Here is a 17,220-nt window from a genome sequence, read left to right on the forward strand (position 1 = left end):
GTGATGATCTGGTCGCCCACGACCGAGATGTCACCGAGCGTCAGCGCGGCGGCGGCGCCCCCGCGCTGACGCTCGGTGACATCTCGGTCGTGGGCGACCAGATCATCACGCCCTCGGGCAGCATGCCGCTCAAGGGCGCCGTGTGGAACGCCACCGACTTCTCCCGCACCGAGGAGAAGATCCCCACCCACGCCGTCATCCTGGCGATCGTCTTCTTCATCTTCTGCCTGCTCGGCCTGCTCTTCCTGCTGATGAAGCAGAAGACCACCACCGGCTTCGTGCAGATCACGGTCACCAGCGGCGGCCGGCACCACTCCACCATGGTCCCGGCCGTCGACCCGGGCACCTTCCCCTGGGTGATGGGCCAGATCAACTACGCCCGCTCGCTCAGCGTGTGACCCGTAGACCCGCGAACCCGAAGACCCGGTGACCCCGCTCGGTCCGAGCCGCTGACAACCGGGCGCCACCGGTGCCACGCTGTTCCCCCGTCACCACACCTGCGGGGGGCTGCGGTGGAGCGCGAGGTCGTCGAAGTGATCGTGCCCGGGGTGGGGCCGCTGGACCGGCTGGAGGCGTTGCAGCCCAGCGGGACGCGCCTGGTCAGCGGGGACGAGCGGGCCGGGGTGCACCGGACCGTGGGGAGCCGGGAGGCCGGGGCCGGGGTCGTACCGGAGGCGTACGACTGGGCGCGGCTGACCATCGGCGGGGCCACCCGGGCACTGTGGCTGTTCCTGCTGCCGTTCCTGCTGGTGAACCTGGTCGCCTGGATGCAGCCGTTCCGGCTGGACCGGGCCCGGGCCACCGGCGCCTACCGGTGGCTGTCCCAGCTGCTGGGCCTGTCCCTGACCGTGCTGGCCGTCACCTCGTTCGCGCAAGGGGCCATGGACCAGCTCGTCTGGCAGTGCGGGACCGGCGGTCCGGCCGGCGGAGTCTGCAAGGACACCAATCCGCTGGTCCACCTGGTCCGTACGCACGACACGGTGCCCGCCATGCTGTCGGCCGTCCTCGTCCCGTTGCTCGCCCTCGCCGTGATGGCGTACAGCGCCCGCGACGGCCGGTCCGAGTACCGCTCGGTCAAGCGCACCGCGCCGGTCGGTACCGCAGACCCCTGGCAGGCCGTCCGGGCCGCCGAACCGGCCGGGCACCCGCTCGCCACCCCGCTGTTCTGGGAGTACAACTGGCGTGCCCGGGGCCTGGTCTGCCGGCACCTGTGCGCGGGCGTCCTGACCCTGGCGCTGCTGCTGACCGTCCCCGCCCACCGTGCCGGCACCGCACGGCCCGTCGGGCTGCTGCTGTTCGCCGCGATCGGCGTCGGCGCGGCCCTGGTGGTGCTGGGCACCCGCTGGTGGCCGCGCCCGGCCGGCCAGTGGGGCTTCGGCCTGGGCTGCCTGGCGGTGCTCGGGGGCGCCGCCCGTTACTACGCGGCGTCCGGCGGGGCCCGGACCGGGCGGAGCATGCTGCCCGGTATCGGCCTGCTCACCACCGGGCTGTTGCTCGGACAGGCCCTGCTGCTGCTCGCGCTCGTCGCCGTGTGCCTGCGCACGCCGAGGTCGGCCGCCGACCGCCCGGCCCTGGGCGGGCTTGCCGGCCCGGCCATGGGCGTGGTGGCCTGCTTCGGCGGCTGGGTGTACTCCACCGCCCTGGTGCTGTGGACCCAGGACTGGCTGACCGCGGAGCCCGAGCGGTCCCGGGTCGCCTTCCCGGCCGCCGTCCGGGCGATCGCGGTGGCCCTGCCGCCGACGACGCTGCTGGTCGCGCTCGTCGTGGCCGCCGTCCTGGGCGTGCGCGCGGTCCGCGCCCGGTGGCGGTGCCTGCCGCGCCCGGCCCGTCCCGACGGCCGGCCCGGGCGGCTGCCCCGGCCGGTGCCGGAGGCCGGGCGGGAGGAGTACGAGGAGCGCCGCCGGGAGCTGGCCCTGCACCGGGCCCGCACCGGCGCCGGCGAGCACACACCCCGCGGCCGCCGGAGGCGCGCGGCCGCCGCGGCGGCGCCCGGCCCCGCCGGGCCGCCCCGCCCGCCCCGGCTGCTGGGCAGCCTCGACCGGATCCTGGGCGCCCTGGCGGTCACGTTCACCGCCGTGGTCGGGGTGTCCGCCGGGGTGGTCTTCCCTCGCACCCACACCCTGCCGCGGCACTACGAGGACCTGATGGCAGCCGGCCTGCGGCTGCTGACCTCGCTGGGGTCGTCCATGCTGGTCGGGCTGATCGTGGCGATGCTGTTCGCCGTCCGCACGATCGTGCTGCGCGCCGAGAGCCGCCGGCACACCGGCATGATGTGGGCCTTCGGCGCGTTCTGGCCGCGCTCCGCGCACCCCTTCACCCCGGCCACCTGGACGGGCCGGGCGATACCGGAGCTGACCCACCGGCTGGCCTCCACCCTGGGCCCGGACCGGGCGCGTGTCCTGCTGCACGCCCACTCCATGGGCACGATGATCTCGGTGGCCGCCCTGTGGCAGCTCCCTGCGGCCGCGCGGCACCGGATCGCCCTGCTGACCACCGGTTGCCCGCTGACCAGCTTCTACCGTCGGCACTACCCGGCGTACGTCACCCAGGAGGCCGTGGCCGCGCTGGCCGCGCCCGGGGAGCTGGCCGGCTGGACGAACGTACGCCGGGACACCGACGCCCTGTCCGCGCCGATCGGGACCGGGCAGGTCGAGGAGCAGTGCTGGCCGGACGGCGTCGGGCTGACCGCCGTCTCCCCCGGCTGAGGGGCCCGAGCCGCGGACGGCGCGGCAGCCGGTGTTCGTCCCGCTGTCGCGGCACGACTTCTACCGGCTGGACCGGCGGATCGAATCGGTCCGGGAATCCCTGGTCACGGCGCTGCGCCGGGCCCGCGACCCCCTAGCTTGAACCTGTTCAAAAACAGGTCTACAGTCAGTCCTGCCCAGCATTTGAACACGTTCAAGGAGGCGGGGGGCATGGACCTCACCGTGGTCGCGTACGTCATCTACCTGCTCATCAGCGTCGGACTGACCGTCTGGGTCGCCCGCACGCTCAGCCGCAACGGCCGCATCTTCATCGCCGACGTCCTCGGGGGGAACGAGAAGCTCGCCGACGCGGTCAACCACCTGCTGGTGGTCGGCTTCTACCTGGTCAACCTCGGCTTCGTCACCCTCTACCTGCGCTCGGCCCAGGCCGTGGCCGACGCCCGCGGCCTGTTCGAGGCGCTCTCGGTCAAGCTCGGTGTGGTGCTGCTGGTCCTGGGCGTGATGCACCTGGGCAACGTCTGGGTGCTCAACAAGATCCGCCGCCGGGGCATCATGGAGCGCCAGCAGACCCCGCCCGTCGCTCCGCAGGGCTGGACCGCTCCGGCCGGGGTCTGAGGCCATGAAGCCCGTACGCCGGCTCACCGTCCTCTACGACGCCCGGTGCGCGCTCTGCGTGCACATCCGGCACTGGCTGCTCGGGCAGCGCTGGCTGGTCCCGCTGTCGCTGGTACCGGCCGGCTCCGCCGAGGCCCGCGGGCGCTTCCCCCACCTGGACCACGCGGCGACCCTGCGCGAGATCACCGTGGTCGGGGACGCCGGCCAGGTCTGGACGGGCGCCGACGCCTTCATCGTCTGCCTGTGGGCGCTCGCCGAGCACCGGCCGAAGGCCAACTGGCTGGCCACCCCGGCCGGGCGGCCCTTCGCCCGGGTCACGATGCTCGCCGCGGCCGCCTGGCGCGGGGCGACCTGGCGCGGGCCCGGCCCCGTCGGCGGGCCGCCCGGGGAGGTCGGCTGCGACGACCGGTGCGGCGTGCCGGCCGGGCCCCGATAGGCTCGGACACCGTGACTGATCAGAAGGCCGCCAAGAGCGAACAGACCCGCACGCTCATCCTGGAGACCGCGCTCCGGCTGTTCCAGGAGCGCGGTTACGACAAGACGACCATGCGGGCCATCGCCAAGGAGGCGGGGGTCTCTGTCGGTAACGCCTACTACTACTTCGAGTCCAAGGAGCACCTGGTCCAGGGCTTCTACGACCGGATCGCCGCCGCCCACGTGGCGGCGGTCCGGCCGTTGCTGGACCAGGAGACCGACCTGCAGCGGCGACTCGCGGGCGTCCTGACGACCTGGCTGGACATCGCCGCGCCGTACCACGAGTTCGCCGCCCAGTTCTTCAAGAACGCGGCGGACCCGGCCAGTCCGCTGTCACCGTTCTCCCCCGAGTCCGAGCCGGCCCGCAAGCAGGCCATCGACGTGCACCGCGAGGTGCTGGCCGGGGCGAAGACCAAGGTCCCCGCGGAACTGGCCGACGTCCTGCCCGAGCTGATGTGGCTCTCGCAGATGGGCCTGGTCCTGTACTGGGTCTTCGACCACTCGGAGAACAGCGAGAAGACCCGCAAGCTGGCCCAGCGCGGAGCCCAGCTCACCACCCGCGGCATCGTCCTGGCCCGCTTCCGGGTGCTGCGGCCCCTGGTCCGCGAGGTGCACGAACTGTTCGCGGACTTCCTGCCGGGCATGGCCCAGGTGGCGGCCGGCCGCAAGAAGGCCTCGGACCCCTATCCGGAGGACGCGTCCCCGGACGGGTCCCCGGCCTGAGGACCCGGTCCGGGGACCGGGTCCTCGGGCCGCGTCAGAGCCAGTTGAGCTCCCACAGACGCCACACGCCCGTGCCGTCCGAGAGGTACTGCGCGCCGGAGACCGCGTCGCGCGCGAGCACGTAGTCCTTCTTCTGCCAGATCGGCAGGACGGGGACGTGCTGGGCGACGACCTTCTGCACCTCGCGGAAGTCGTTGGCCGCCTCTCCGCGGTTGGAGAAGGACTGGGTGCGGGTGATCAGCTCGTCGACGGCCTTGTCGGAGTAGCCGTTGTTCATGCTGGAGTCCGCACCGACCAGCGGGGCGACGAAGTTGTCCGCGTCCGGGAAGTCGGCGATCCAGCCGATGGTGTACGCGTCGAACTGACCGGCCGCGTAGCCCTTCTGGAAGTCGTCCCACTTCTCCACGGGCTTGACCGTGACCTGGAAGAGGCCGGACTCCTCCAGCTGCTTCTTGATCTCGTTCGCCTCCTCGACGTTCGTCGCGCGGACGTTGACACCGAGGGTGAAGGAGACCGGGCCGTTGATGTTGGCGGCCTTCAGCAGGTTCTTCGCGGCGACCGCGTTCGGCTGCGGGTAGGCGTCGAAGAACGGCGTGGTGTGGCCGCCGATGCCCGCCGGGACGATCGAGTAGAGCGGGGTGACCGTGCCCTTGTAGACCGCGCCGGCCACCTTGGACCGGTCGAGCAGCGCCGCCACCGCCCGGCGCACCGGCTCCTGCGCCATGGGCGAGCCCTGGCGGACGTTGAAGACCATGTTGCGGATCTCGGTGCCGCCGGACTGGGTGTAGCGGGTGTCCTTCAGGCCCGGGTTGAGCCCGGCCAGGACCTCCGGGGGCATGTCGCGGTGGGCGACCTCGACCTCGTGGTCCGTCCAGGCCTTGTTCAGCTCGGCCGAGCCCTTGAAGTACTTCACGGTGACCGCCGCGTGGGCGGGCTTGCCCTGGCCGACGTAGCTCTCGTTGACCTTGAGCTCGACACTGCTGCCGGGCGTGTACGAGGACAGGACGTACGGGCCGGAGCCGTCGGCCTTGTCGCCCTCGCGCAGCGCCTTCGCCGGGTACTTGTCCTTGTCGACGATCGACGCGGCACCAGTGGCGATCTTGAACGGGAAGGTGGCGTCACGGGCCGACAGGTTGAAGGTGACCGTGCGGCCCTCGGCCTTGACCGACTCCAGCGTGTTGAACAGCGGCGCCGGGCCCTGCTCCGAGTTGATCGCCTTGATCCGGTCGAAGGAGAACTTGACGTCCTCGGCCGTGACGGCCCGGCCGTTGGCGAACTTCACGTCCGGCCGCAGCTCGCACTGGTACGTGGTGAGCTTCTGGCCGATGAACTTGCACCAGCTCGCCGCATCCGGCACCGGCTGGTCGGAACCCGACTTCATGGTCATCAACGACTGGTAGACGTTGCTGAACAGCGCCCACGAGCCGGCGTCGTACGCGCCGGCCGGGTCGAGGGAGGAGACGACGTCCGTCGTCCCCACCCTGATCGCGCCGCTGTGGCCGGTGCCGGACTCGGGTATGAGCTGCCAGGCCCCTACCCCGGCGACTCCCAAGACCAGTACGGCCGCGATGACTTTGGAACGGACGGACCGCATCCGTGATCTCTCCTCGCCCCACCCCGCGCCGCGGCCGACCGGACCGCTACCCCTAGCGGTCCGGAAAACGTCCGGCTGGCGACGCTCGACTATCCGATTACCGGTCACCCAATCACGGAAAATTCGCGGAAGGAAGGCCGATTCATTACGGTCTCTGCACGCTCATGTCTGATATGAGGCGAGTTCGACCACGGTGATGTCGGAGGGTGCGCCCACCCTCACGGGCGGTCCCCAGGCACCGGCACCGCGGGAGACGTAGAGCTGGGTGTCGCCGTAGCGTTCGAGGCCGGCCACGGTGGGGTTGGCCAGCTCCGCCAGGTAGTTGCCGGGCCAGAGCTGGCCGCCGTGGGTGTGGCCGGAGAGCTGGAGGTCGACGCCGTGCCGGACGGCGTCGTGGACGACCACCGGCTGGTGCGCCAGCAGCACCGCGGTGCGGGACCGGTCGCGGTCGCCGAGCGCCCGGACGAAGTCGGGGCCGTGCCCCTCGTTCGTGCCCGCGATGTCGTTGACCCCGGCCAGGTCGAAGTGGGGCAGCTCCTGCCGGGCGTTCTCCAGCGGGTGCAGGCCCAGCTCGCGGACGTGGTCGACCCACTGCTGGGCGCCGGAGAAGTACTCGTGGTTGCCGGTGACGAAGAAGGCGCCGTGCCGGGCCCGCAGCTGTGCGAGCGGCTCGGCGGCGGGCCCGAGGTCGGCGACGTCGCCGTCGACGAGGTCGCCGACGATCGCGATCAGGTCCGGCTGGGTCGCGTTGACGGTGTCCACGATGCGCCGGGTGTGGGCCCGGCCCAGGACCGGGCCCAGGTGGACGTCGCTGACCACGGCGATCCGGAACCCGTGCGACGCCCGCGGCAGCTTGGCCAGCGGCACGGTCACCCGCTTGACCCGCGGCCCGCGCAGCACTCCGTACGTGCCGTACCCGACGGTCCCGCCCGCCACGGCGACGGCTGCCCCGGCGATGCTCCGCGCCACGAACGTCCGCCGCGTCAGCCGGTGCGCCGCGTCCGCGGCGTCCGGGGTGCTCTCCGCTCCCCCGGCCGCGGTGGCGTCGGCGTCGGCGCCCTCACCGACGCCGGCCCCCGACGCGCCGGTGGTGTCCGCGCCGACGGGCGCGGGCGCCGCCGCACGGGCGTGGGCCCCGGCGGCGGCCCGCCGCAGCCACACCGCGCGGACGACCTCGCCGACGAGCATGGCCAGGGTCAGGTACAGCAGGACCGGCAGCCACAGGTAGCCCGGCCAGGAGACGGTCTGCTGGAGCCAGAACGGGGCTCCGGCCCGGCCCGCGACCAGGGCGGCCAGCGAGAGCAGGGGCAGCGCGAAGGCGGCGGCGGTCAGCGCCCGCCGGACCCGCGAGCCCGGCGCGGTGGCGTCCCGGACGAGCCGGATCCACAGCCAGCGGTGCACCAGCACCAGCAGGGCCAGGACCAGCAGGACCGCGACGGCGGCCACGAGGACCGTCATGGCCGCGGCTCCGCCGGGTCGCCTTCGCGTGACGCGCGCCGCAGCGCCCGCACCCCGCGCAACCCGATCACTCCGATGGCCGTCCCCAGAAGAAAGGACGTGACGGCGAGCGCAAGGTGGACCCAGAAGTAGGCCGTGGGGCCGCCGTCGTCGTCGAACGCCAGACCACTGGCATCCTTCACCAGGTTCCGGACGAAAGTGATCCAGATGAACCAGCTCCACACTCCGAACGCGAGCAGGAACCAGGAGGCGGACCGGCTGAGTTTCATGACCTCAGTATCTGGCCCGTCCCCGAGACGGACGCGTCGGGGTGGGCTGTCCCGGCGGTGGTATCGGCGGGTTGGCCGAAGCGTCACGATAAATATGACAAGGCGATGTACGTTCACCTGCGTGTCTGCGAAAAAGTCCGCCCTCGCCGCCGTGTCCACCGCGCTGCTGCTGCCGGCCCTGCTGGCCGCCCCCGCGCACGCCGACGACGACAACAAGCCCGGCGTCCCGGCGAAGCTGCCCGCCGAGCCGCCCGCTTCGATGTCCACGGTCGGTGGCGCCCGACTGGGGCAGCCCGGTACCCAGGTGAACCTGCTGCCGGGCGCCCCCGCGCTGCCCACGAACCTGACGGGACGCTCGTGGATCGTGGCGGACGCGGAGTCCGGCGAGGTGCTCGCCGCGCACAACGCGCACTGGAAGCTGCCGCCGGCCTCCACGCTGAAGATGCTGTTCGCGGACACCGTCCTGCCCACCCTGCCCAAGGACAAGGTCCACAAGGTGACCCCGCAGGACCTTGACGGGGTCGGCGCCGGCAGCAGCCTGGTGGGCGTGCGCGAGGACATGGAGTACTCCGTCCATGACCTGTGGCTCGGGGTGTTCCTGCGCTCCGGCAACGACGCGGTCCATGTGCTGTCGGCGATGAACGGCGGCATCGACAAGACCGTCAAGGACATGCAGGCGCACGCCGAGGAGCTCCAGGCCCTGGACACCCATGTGGTCTCCCCCGACGGCTACGACGCCGCGGACCAGGTCTCCAGCGCGTACGACCTGACCCTGTTCGCCCGTTCCGGGCTGCAGAAGAAGGACTTCCGGGAGTACTGCGGCACGGCGACGGCCCCGTTCCCCGGCGACCAGGTGGCGGGCAGGCCACGCGACAGCTTCGAGATCCAGAACACCAACCGGCTGATGACCGGCGCCGGCGGGGTGGCCCCGTACAAGGGCATCGCGGGGGTGAAGAACGGCAACACCTCGATGGCCGGCTCCACCTTCACCGGCGTGGCCCAGCGCGGGGACCGCAAGCTGCTGGTGACGGTCATGAACCCGAGCGCGGGCGGGGTCAACCCGGTCTACAACGAGACCGCGGCCCTGTTCGACTGGGGTTTCGAGGCGGCCGGGAAGGTGAAGCCGGTCGGTGAGCTGGTGCCGCCGAAGGGCTCCGACACCGGCCCGCTCGGCTCCCCCGCCGAGTCGCACGAGAACAAGGCGGCGGCCGCCGCGGGCCGCGGCGGCGGCCTGGGCACCGCCCTCGGCATCGCCGGTGGCGCCGTGGCCGTGCTCGCGGGTGGCGCCTTCGTGGTCAACCGCCGCTGGCCCCGCGGGGCCCGCGGCCGTCGGACCCCGCCCCCGGCGAGCTGACCGGCTCGCCCGCGCCCGCGGGCTCGTCCCCCGGCTCGTCCCCGTCCGTCCCCGTCGCCGTCCAGGCCGCGCAGTACAGCAGCAGCTTCGCGGTCAGGTTGATCCACAGCAGCAGGGCGACGGGGACGCCGAAGGCCCCGTACATGCTCTTGCCGGCGACACCCCGGATGTAGCCGCTGAGCAGCAGCTTCAGCAGTTCGAAGCCGGCCGCGCCGAGCAGGGCCGCCTGGAAGAGCCGGCGCCGGGGCGGCTCGACGCCGGGCAGCAGCGTGAGCAGGTAGAGCAGCAGCAGGAACGCGGCCACCACGCCGACGCCGAAGGCACCGCCGCGCAGCAGCACCCCGCCGGCGCCCTCCCGGGGGATGCCCAGCCAGCCGCCGAACCGGCCCACGGCGCTGGAGCCGATGGTCGAGGCGGCGGCCGAGGCCAGGACGGCGGCGCCGAGGCCGAGCAGGACCAGGGCGTCCTTGCCCTTGCGGACGAGGAGGTTGTCCTCGCCCTCGTCGTCCTTGTCCCACACCGCGCGCAGGCACTCGCGCATCGAGCCGACCCAGCCGATGCCGGTGACCAGCAGCAGGGCGCCGGCGACCAGGCCGACGGTGCCGGCGTTGGCGACCAGCGCGTCGAGGTCGAGCTGGTCGGAGATCCCCGGGACCTGCTCGGTGAGCTTCTTCTGGAGGGTGTCGAGCTGTTCCTGGCTGAGCAGGCTGGCGCCGACGGCGGCGGCGACGGTGAGCAGCGGGAAGAGGGCGAGGAAGCTGATGAAGGTGATGGCGCCGGCCAGCCGGCTCCAGTGCACCCGTTGCAGGCGCTCGAACGCACGCCAGGCGTGCGTGCGCATCAGCCAGGTCACCGGGGGCCCGATCACCGGAAGTCGCGTCAGCCAGTCCATGGGGTCACCGTAATTTCGGGTGCCGGAAATAGCCGGGATTGTCCGCTTCGGGCGCTACGGTCGTCCACTGTGACTTTTCGAGACCTGGTCCAGCGCAGGCTCCGCCACACCGTCCTCGTCGCCCGCCGGGGCCTGCGTCAGGGACGGCGTACGGCCGTCTCGTCAGCGGGCGCGCCGAGCTGCGCCGGCACGCTCGCCGGCCCGGTGCCGAAAGGGTATTCGCGCAGTTTGCGCCAGACCCCGTCGGAGCCCTGCTCGTAGAGCGCGAAGCCCTCGCAGAGCCACTCCGCCGCGTAGTCGGCGAGCGCCTCGAAGGCCTCGTCCATCGCCTCTTCGGAGATCCCGTGGGCGACCGTGACGTGCGGGTGGTACGGGAAGGCCAGCTCCCGGTCGAGCGGCCCCTCCGGGTCCCGGACCAGGCCCTGGAGCCGGGTGCAGCCCGCCGCGCCCTCGACCACCTTGACGAAGACCACCGGCGAGAGCGGCCGGAAGGTGCCGGTGCCGGCCAACCGCATCGGGAAGGCCCGGAAGCCCGACGCGACCTCGGCCAGATGGGCCCCGATCTCCGGCAGCCGGTCGCCGTCCACCTCCGTCGGCGGCACGAGGGTGACATGCGTGGGGATGCCGTGCGCGGCGGCGTCCCCGAAGCCGGCCCGCCGCTGCTGGAGCTGGCTGCCGTACGGCTCCGGGACCGCGATCGAAACGCCGAGCGTTACGGTCCCCACGGATGTCTCCTCGGTCTGTGGATGGCCTGTGAGAGTCACGTGCCGACCCCCAGTGTGGGGGCAGCACCCCCCGGTCGGCCAGTGGCGCAGGTGGTCAGTGCTTCGCGGACAGGAAACCCAGGCGGTCGTAGGCCTGCGCAAGGGTCTCGGCGGCAACGGCACGGGCCTTCTCCGCGCCCTTGGCCAGCACCGAGTCCAGGGTCTCCGGGTCGTCCAGGAACTCCTGCGTGCGCTGCCTGAACGGAGTGACGAAGTCCACCACGACCCCCGCGAGCTCGGTCTTCAGGGCGCCGTAGCCCTGGCCCGCGTACTTCTCCTCCAGGGCCGGAATGCTCTCCCCCGTAAGAGTGGAGTAGATCGTCAGCAGGTTGCTGACGCCCGGCTTGTGCTCGGCGTCGAAGCGGATCTCGGCCTCGGTGTCGGTCACCGCGCTCTTGATCTTCTTCTCGGTGACCTTGGGCTCGTCGAGGAGGTTGATCAGGCCCTTGGGGGTGGACGCCGACTTCGACATCTTGGCCGTCGGGTCCTGGAGGTCGTAGATCTTCGCCGTCTCCTTGAGGATGTACGGCTTCGGGATCGTGAACGTCTGGCCGAACCGGCCGTTGAACCGCTCGGCGAGGTCCCGGGTGAGCTCGATGTGCTGGCGCTGGTCCTCACCGACGGGCACCTCGTGGGCCTGGTACAGCAGGATGTCGGCGACCTGGAGGATCGGGTACGTGAACAGGCCGACCGAGGCGCGGTCGGCGCCCTGCTTGGCGGACTTGTCCTTGAACTGCGTCATCCGGCTGGCCTCGCCGAAGCCGGTCAGGCAGTTGAAGACCCAGGCGAGCTGCGCGTGCTCGGGCACGTGGCTCTGCACGAACAGGGTGCAGCGCTCGGGGTCCAGGCCGGCCGCCAGCAGCTGGGCGGCGGCGAGCCGGGTGTTGGCGCGCAGCTCCGCCGGGTCCTGCGGGACCGTGATCGCGTGCAGGTCCACCACCATGTAGAAGGCGTCGTGGGACTCCTGCAGCGCGACCCACTGGCGGACGGCGCCGAGGTAGTTGCCGAGGTGGAACGAGCCTGCGGTGGGCTGGATTCCGGAGAGCACCCGCGGAGGGTGCTGCTGGGCGGAGCCCATCGACTGAGGGTGGTGGGGGGCGACGGGTGGGCGATCGAGAGCCATGCTGTCATTCTCGCAGGTGCGGTGGCTCCGGAGGGCCCGCGCTGGCCGGAAGAGCGCGACGTCACGGCGCGGATGAGGTCCGGATCACACCGCCCGCCCCACCAGGGGCGGGCGGTGCTCATCTACCGGACAGTAGCCGGGCGGCCGGAATGTGCCCCGGCCGAGCGACCGGTTACGCGAGCGGCAGGCCCGACCGGTTACGCGAGCGGCGGGCCCGACCGGTTACGCGGGCGGCGGGCCCGACCGGTTACGCGAGCGGCAGGCCGGGCGCCGGGTACTGCGCCATGAGGTCCGCGACCTCCTTGCGGATCACCGCGAGGGCGGTCTCGTCCCCGGTCCGGGCCGCGCCCACCGCGCGCACGATCCACTCCGCGACCGCCGGCATGTGCGCCGTGGTCAGCCCGCGCGAGGTCAGCGACGGGGTGCCGATCCGGATGCCCGAGGGGTCGAAGGGCTTGCGCGGGTCGAACGGCACGGTGTTGTAGTTCACCACGATCCCGGCCCGGTCCAGCGCCTTCGCCGCCACCTTGCCCGGCACGTCCTGGCCGGTCAGGTCCATCAGGATCAGGTGGTTGTCGGTGCCGCCCGAGACCAGGTCCAGCCCCCGCTCCAGCAGCGCCTCGGCCAGCGCCTTCGCGTTGGCCACGACCGCGTGGGCGTACGCGGTGAAGGCGGGCTGCGACGCCTCCTGGAGCGCGACCGCGATCCCGGCCGTGGTCTGGTTGTGCGGGCCGCCCTGCAGGCCCGGGAAGACCGCCTTGTCGATGGCCTTCGCGTGCTCCTCGCGGCACATCAGCATCGCCCCGCGCGGACCGCGCAGCGTCTTGTGCGTGGTGGTGGAGACCACGTCGGCGTACGGCACCGGCGAGGGGTGCGCGCCGCCCGCGATCAGGCCGGCGATGTGCGCCACGTCCGCCACCAGTACCGCGCCCGCCTCCCGGGCGATCTCGGCGAACGCGGCGAAGTCGATGGTCCGCGGCAGCGCCGTACCACCGCAGAAGAGGATCTTCGGCCGCTCGGCCAGCGCCAGCTCGCGCACCGCGTCGTAGTCGATCAGACCGGTGTCCTGGCGGACCCCGTACTGCACCCCGCGGAACCACGAACCGGTCGCGGACACGCCCCAGCCGTGGGTGAGGTGCCCGCCCATCGGCAGGGCCATGCCCATCACCGTGTCACCGGGCTGCGCGAAGGCCAGGTAGACCGCCAGGTTCGCCGGGGAGCCCGAGTACGGCTGCACGTTGGCGTGGTCGACGCCGAACAGGCCCTTGGCCCGCTCCACCGCCAGCGCCTCGATCCGGTCGATGTTCTGCTGGCCCTCGTAGTAGCGGCGGCCCGGATAGCCCTCGCTGTACTTGTTCTGCAGGACCGTGCCGGAGGCCTCCAGCACGGCGGCGGAGACGTAGTTCTCACTGGGGATCAGCCGCAGGGTGTCGGCCTGCAGACGCTCCTCGGCGGCGACCAGATCGGCGAGTTCGGGGTCGGTGGCGGCGAGGGCGGGATGACGGTGCGCGGTCACGGCGGCTCCTGTCGGGGTCGAGGTCGGTGTCGTACCCCGCGACAGGCCCAGGCGGGCGGCCGTGCGTTGCGGCTGTGCGCGCACGGCTCCCCCGGAGTCCGTTCCCCGTGCGCCAGTCGCCGTGCGTAGCGTCCACCTTAGCGGGCGCGTCGTCCGGAAGGTTTCTCCGTCCGGTATCCGAGCGACGATAGAAGTGACGTCACCCTCGTCACCGATGGACCAGGACGGACGAAACGGAGATCCCGTGTCGACAACAGCGCACGACGCCACCGCCGGCGCCACCGCCACCGCGGCCGCCATCCGCTCCGCGGAGGAGCACAGCGCGCACAACTACCATCCGCTCCCCGTGGTCGTCGCGACGGCGGAAGGCGCGTGGATGACGGACGTCGAGGGCAAGCGCTACCTCGACATGCTCGCCGGCTACTCCGCCCTCAACTTCGGCCACGGCAACCGCCGCCTCATCGACGCCGCCAGAGCGCAGCTGGAGCGGGTCACCCTCACCTCGCGGGCCTTCCACCACGACCGGTTCGCCGCGTTCTGCAGCGAGCTCGCCGCCCTGTGCGGCAAGGAGATGGTGCTGCCGATGAACACCGGCGCCGAAGCCGTCGAGACGGCCGTGAAGACCGCCCGCAAGTGGGGCTACCAGGTCAAGGGCGTGCCCGACGGCCAGGCCAAGATCGTCGTCGCGGCGAACAACTTCCACGGCCGCACCACGACCATCGTCTCGTTCTCCACCGACCACGAGGCCCGCGACCACTACGGCCCCTACACCCCCGGCTTCGAGATCGTCCCCTACGGCGACCTGACCGCCATGGAGGCCGCCGTCACCGCGAACACCGTGGCCGTGCTGCTGGAGCCGATCCAGGGGGAGGCCGGCGTCCTCGTCCCGCCCGCCGGTTACCTGCGCGCCGTACGCGAGCTGACCCGCGCGCGGAACGTGCTGTTCATGGCCGACGAGATCCAGTCCGGCCTCGGCCGCACGGGGAGGACGTTCGCCTGCGAGCACGAGGACGTCGTCCCCGACCTCTACATCCTCGGCAAGGCCCTCGGCGGGGGCGTGGTCCCGGTCTCGGCGGTGGTCGGCGACCGCGACGTGCTCGGCGTCTTCCACCCCGGCGAGCACGGCTCCACCTTCGGCGGCAACCCGCTGGCCTGCGCCGTCGCCCTGGAGGTGATCGCGATGCTGCGCACCGGCGAGTACCAGCAGCGCGCCGCCGAACTCGGCGACCACCTGCACCAGGCGCTCGGCTCCCTGGTCGGCGCCGGCGCGGTGACCGCCGTACGCGGCCGGGGCCTGTGGGCCGGCATCGACATCGCCCCCGGGCACGGCAGCGGCCGCGAGGTCTCGGAACGCCTGATGGAGCGCGGCGTCCTGGTCAAGGACACCCACGGCGCCACCATCCGCATCGCCCCGCCGCTGGTCATCTCGAAGGAGGACCTGGACTGGGGCCTGGAACAGCTCCGCACGGTCCTGGCATGACGCCCCGGCCCGGCCGACGCCCCGTCGGCCGGGCCCCCGGGGAGCCCACGGGACCGGTCCCGGAGGCTCGGCGGATCCGGCGGCCTCAGAGGATGACGTGGGGCAGGAACCGGGCGTACTCGTCCGTGACCGGCCCCGCCGACTCCCGGATGCCGAGCCCCGCCGCCTCGTCCTCCACGACCCACGCACCGAGCACCACCCGGTTGCCGTCGAAGTCCGGCAGCGGCGCCAGCGCCTGGAAGCAGACCGGCTCCGCCCCCTCGCCGGCCACGTACGGCTCCGCCCCCACCTCGTGCAGGCTCACCCCCGCGCCCTCCCGGCCCAGCAGCGGCTTGGCGACGTAACCGGTGGTCCCCGCGAGCTCGCGCGGCCCGTCGAGGTAGGCGGGCAGCAGGTTCGGGTGCTCCGGGAAGAGCTCCCACAGCACGGCCAGCAGCGCCTTGTTGGACAGCAGCATCTTCCAGGCCGGCTCGATCCAGCAGGTGGAACCGGAACCCCCGCCCAGATCGATGGTGTCGAGCACCTGCGGCGCGAACTCGTCGGTGACCAGCCACTCCCACGGATACAGCTTGAAACAGCTACGGATGAACCGGAGCCGCTCGTCCACGAACCGCCCGGACAACCGGTCCCAGCCGATCCGCTCCACGGCCAGCGCCTCGGTCTCCAGCCCGGCCTGTTCGGCGGTCTCCTGGAGGTAGGCCACCGTCATCAGGTCCTCGCCGAGCTCGTCCGCCTCGGAGTGCGCGAAGTGCACCGGCCCGGGCGGCAGCAGTTCGGCCTGCCGGCGCCAGGCGTCGACCAGCCGCTCGTGCAGCGAGTTCCACTGGTCGGCGCCGGGGAAGCGCTCCTCCATCCAGAACCACTGCGGACTGGCCGCCTCCACCAGCGACGTCGGGGTGTCGGCGTTGTACTCCAGCAGCTTCGCCGGCCCGGAGCCGTCGTAGCGCAGGTCGAACCGCCCGTACAGCGAGGGCTGCTCGGCCCGCCGCCGCCAGGACGCGACGACGACCTCCCGCACCCGCGGATCGGTGATGCCGAGATCGGCGAACCGGTCCTGGGCCACGATGTGCTCGGCCGCCGCCAGACACATGGCGTGCAGCTCCTCGACCACGTCCTCCAGCGCCTCGACCTCGGGCAGGGTGAAGGAGTAGTAGGCGCTCTCGTCCCAGTAGGGCCGCAGCCCTCCGTCGGGATACCGGGTCAGCGGATAGACGAGCCCTTGTTCTTCGACGATCCGCTGCCACCCGTCCCGTGGCTCGATGACGTGCCGTTCCACGGTGTCCGGTCACCCCCCGCTGGAGGACGACCCACCCCCGATACCGCCACGCTGCACCGCCGACTTGTCGAAACTGCCGCCGGTCACCTTCCCGCTCGACACGGTGCCGCCGTAGTAGTACGACCCGCGCCCGCCGCTCTTGCACTCCTTCATGGACAGCTGGTTCAACGTCGAGCGGTCGGCGCAGCGCTTGTCCGGCTCGCTGCTGCTGCCGCACGCGACGAGGCTGGCGGCGAGCAGTCCCATCCCGCCGAGCGCCACCGCCCCGGACCGCATCCGCCGCGCCGGCCCACCACTGCTACTACTGTCCATGTCCGAAGCTCCCCCTGATGGCGTGCTGCCGACAGACTAGGCCGGTGCCCGGGGGCGATGGAATCCGGCCGCCACGAGAACCCATCATCTACTGTCGGAATGTGCTGATTGGGATGATCTGCGCCCTCGCCTCGGCGGTCTGCTTCGGCACGGCCTCGGTCCTGCAGGCCATGGCCGCCAGGGCGGTACCGCCCAAAGGCTCCCCGGGAGTCGACCCGGGGCTCCTGCTCCGGGCCGCCACCCAATGGCGCTTTCTGCTCGGTCTGGCCCTGGACGGGATCGGTTTCGTCTTCCAGATCATCGCCCTGCGCTCGATCCCGATCTACGCGGTCGGCGCGGCGATGGCGAGCAGCCTGGCGGTGACGGCCGTCGCGGCGACCCGCCTCCTGCACGTCCGCCTGTCCCGCACCGAACGGACGGCCGTCGGCGTGGTCTGCCTGGGCCTGGCCATGATCGGCCTGGCCTCCGGCGAGGAGGGCAGCGGCACCGGCCCGGCAGCACTCCCCTGGGCCATGCTGATCGCCTCCGGCGCGGTCCTGGCGGCCGTCAGGGTGCCCTCGCCGCCGATCGGGATCAGGGCGTCGAGGCCGTAGCGCTCCTTGAGGGCGGCGCAGTTGTCGGCGGCCTCCCGCAGCCGGGCGCGCTCCATGCGGGCGGAGCCCAGG

15 protein-coding genes and 3 pseudogenes are annotated in these 17,220 nt (G+C 72.3%); 8 read left to right on the forward strand and 10 right to left on the reverse strand.

Features of this window, described 5'->3' with window-relative positions; translation table 11 throughout:
• The 5 genes and pseudogenes from EF918_RS20275 to EF918_RS20295 form a co-directional block, all read left to right on the forward strand.
• A pseudogene (locus tag EF918_RS20275) lies at window positions 1–398 on the forward strand (hypothetical protein); the annotation flags it as partial.
• A 114-nt stretch (window positions 399–512) separates the two neighbouring features.
• Entirely contained in the window at window positions 513–2,705 is a 2,193-nt protein-coding gene (locus tag EF918_RS20280; protein ID WP_125648383.1) for a hypothetical protein, read from the forward strand.
• 210 nt (window positions 2,706–2,915) lie between these two features.
• Window positions 2,916–3,320 (forward strand): hypothetical protein, encoded by a 405-nt coding sequence (locus tag EF918_RS20285; RefSeq protein WP_125648386.1) that lies wholly within the window; start codon window positions 2,916–2,918, stop codon window positions 3,318–3,320.
• 4 nt (window positions 3,321–3,324) lie between these two features.
• Window positions 3,325–3,756 (forward strand): thiol-disulfide oxidoreductase DCC family protein, encoded by a 432-nt coding sequence (locus EF918_RS20290; protein WP_125648389.1) that lies wholly within the window; start codon window positions 3,325–3,327, stop codon window positions 3,754–3,756.
• An 11-nt stretch (window positions 3,757–3,767) separates the two neighbouring features.
• Window positions 3,768–4,517 (forward strand): TetR/AcrR family transcriptional regulator, encoded by a 750-nt coding sequence (locus tag EF918_RS20295; protein ID WP_125648392.1) that lies wholly within the window; start codon window positions 3,768–3,770, stop codon window positions 4,515–4,517.
• Between the two features lie 34 nt (window positions 4,518–4,551).
• Here EF918_RS20295 and EF918_RS20300 read toward each other — a convergent pair whose 3' ends face one another.
• The 3 genes from EF918_RS20300 to EF918_RS20310 all read right to left on the reverse strand — a co-directional run bounded on the left by EF918_RS20300 (window position 4,552) and on the right by EF918_RS20310 (window position 7,838).
• The gene (locus tag EF918_RS20300) at window positions 4,552–6,111 is read right to left on the reverse strand and encodes an ABC transporter substrate-binding protein (RefSeq protein ID WP_125648395.1); all 1,560 of its coding nucleotides are present in this window, start codon (window positions 6,109–6,111) and stop codon (window positions 4,552–4,554) included.
• A 162-nt stretch (window positions 6,112–6,273) separates the two neighbouring features.
• Window positions 6,274–7,569, reverse strand: coding sequence for a metallophosphoesterase (locus EF918_RS20305; protein ID WP_125648398.1), 1,296 nt, complete (start codon window positions 7,567–7,569; stop codon window positions 6,274–6,276).
• On the reverse strand, window positions 7,566–7,838 hold the full coding sequence (locus EF918_RS20310; protein WP_125648401.1) for an SCO4848 family membrane protein: 273 nt from the start codon (window positions 7,836–7,838) through the stop codon (window positions 7,566–7,568). Before EF918_RS20310 ends, EF918_RS20305 begins: the two co-directional genes overlap by 4 nt.
• A 94-nt stretch (window positions 7,839–7,932) precedes the next feature.
• Here EF918_RS20310 and EF918_RS20315 point away from each other — a divergent pair, with 94 nt between their 5' ends.
• Window positions 7,933–9,192, forward strand: a complete 1,260-nt coding sequence (locus tag EF918_RS20315; protein WP_369009100.1) for a D-alanyl-D-alanine carboxypeptidase family protein — start codon at window positions 7,933–7,935, stop codon at window positions 9,190–9,192.
• On the opposite strand, the gene EF918_RS20320 is transcribed toward EF918_RS20315, so the two are convergent.
• From EF918_RS20320 to glyA, 4 genes are all read right to left on the reverse strand, one after another.
• Window positions 9,134–10,084: a YihY/virulence factor BrkB family protein gene (locus EF918_RS20320; protein ID WP_125648407.1), complete on the reverse strand. Its 951-nt coding sequence runs from the start codon at window positions 10,082–10,084 to the stop codon at window positions 9,134–9,136. The two genes, EF918_RS20315 and EF918_RS20320, sit on opposite strands and share 59 nt — an antisense overlap.
• 137 nt (window positions 10,085–10,221) lie before the next feature.
• Window positions 10,222–10,809 carry a 2'-5' RNA ligase family protein gene (locus EF918_RS20325; protein WP_125648410.1) on the reverse strand — a complete coding sequence of 196 codons (588 nt, stop codon included), beginning with the start codon at window positions 10,807–10,809 and terminating at the stop codon, window positions 10,222–10,224.
• A 94-nt stretch (window positions 10,810–10,903) separates the two neighbouring features.
• Window positions 10,904–11,926, reverse strand: coding sequence for a tryptophan--tRNA ligase (trpS, locus tag EF918_RS20330; RefSeq protein ID WP_125648424.1), 1,023 nt, complete (start codon window positions 11,924–11,926; stop codon window positions 10,904–10,906).
• Between the two features lie 292 nt (window positions 11,927–12,218).
• Window positions 12,219–13,487 carry a serine hydroxymethyltransferase gene (glyA, locus tag EF918_RS20335; protein ID WP_125648413.1) on the reverse strand — a complete coding sequence of 423 codons (1,269 nt, stop codon included), beginning with the start codon at window positions 13,485–13,487 and terminating at the stop codon, window positions 12,219–12,221.
• A 244-nt stretch (window positions 13,488–13,731) separates the two neighbouring features.
• Between glyA and rocD the strand changes: the two genes are divergently transcribed.
• Window positions 13,732–14,967: an ornithine--oxo-acid transaminase gene (rocD, locus tag EF918_RS20340; RefSeq protein ID WP_312847846.1), complete on the forward strand. Its 1,236-nt coding sequence runs from the start codon at window positions 13,732–13,734 to the stop codon at window positions 14,965–14,967.
• An 85-nt stretch (window positions 14,968–15,052) separates the two neighbouring features.
• Here rocD and EF918_RS20345 read toward each other — a convergent pair whose 3' ends face one another.
• The gene (locus tag EF918_RS20345) at window positions 15,053–16,243 is read right to left on the reverse strand and encodes a glutathionylspermidine synthase family protein (RefSeq protein ID WP_125648417.1); all 1,191 of its coding nucleotides are present in this window, start codon (window positions 16,241–16,243) and stop codon (window positions 15,053–15,055) included.
• Between the two features lie 9 nt (window positions 16,244–16,252).
• Window positions 16,253–16,555 (reverse strand): hypothetical protein, encoded by a 303-nt coding sequence (locus EF918_RS20350; RefSeq protein ID WP_125648421.1) that lies wholly within the window; start codon window positions 16,553–16,555, stop codon window positions 16,253–16,255.
• 113 nt (window positions 16,556–16,668) lie between these two features.
• Here EF918_RS20350 and EF918_RS20355 point away from each other — a divergent pair.
• Window positions 16,669–17,094, forward strand: a pseudogene (locus EF918_RS20355) (hypothetical protein); the annotation flags it as partial.
• Here EF918_RS20355 and EF918_RS20360 read toward each other — a convergent pair.
• Window positions 17,091–17,220: pseudogene (locus EF918_RS20360) on the reverse strand (6-phosphofructokinase); the annotation flags it as partial. The pseudogenes EF918_RS20355 and EF918_RS20360 sit on opposite strands and share 4 nt — an antisense overlap.

It is taken from the genome of Streptomyces sp. WAC06614, from assembly GCF_003949795.1.
Classification (GTDB): domain Bacteria; phylum Actinomycetota; class Actinomycetes; order Streptomycetales; family Streptomycetaceae; genus Streptomyces.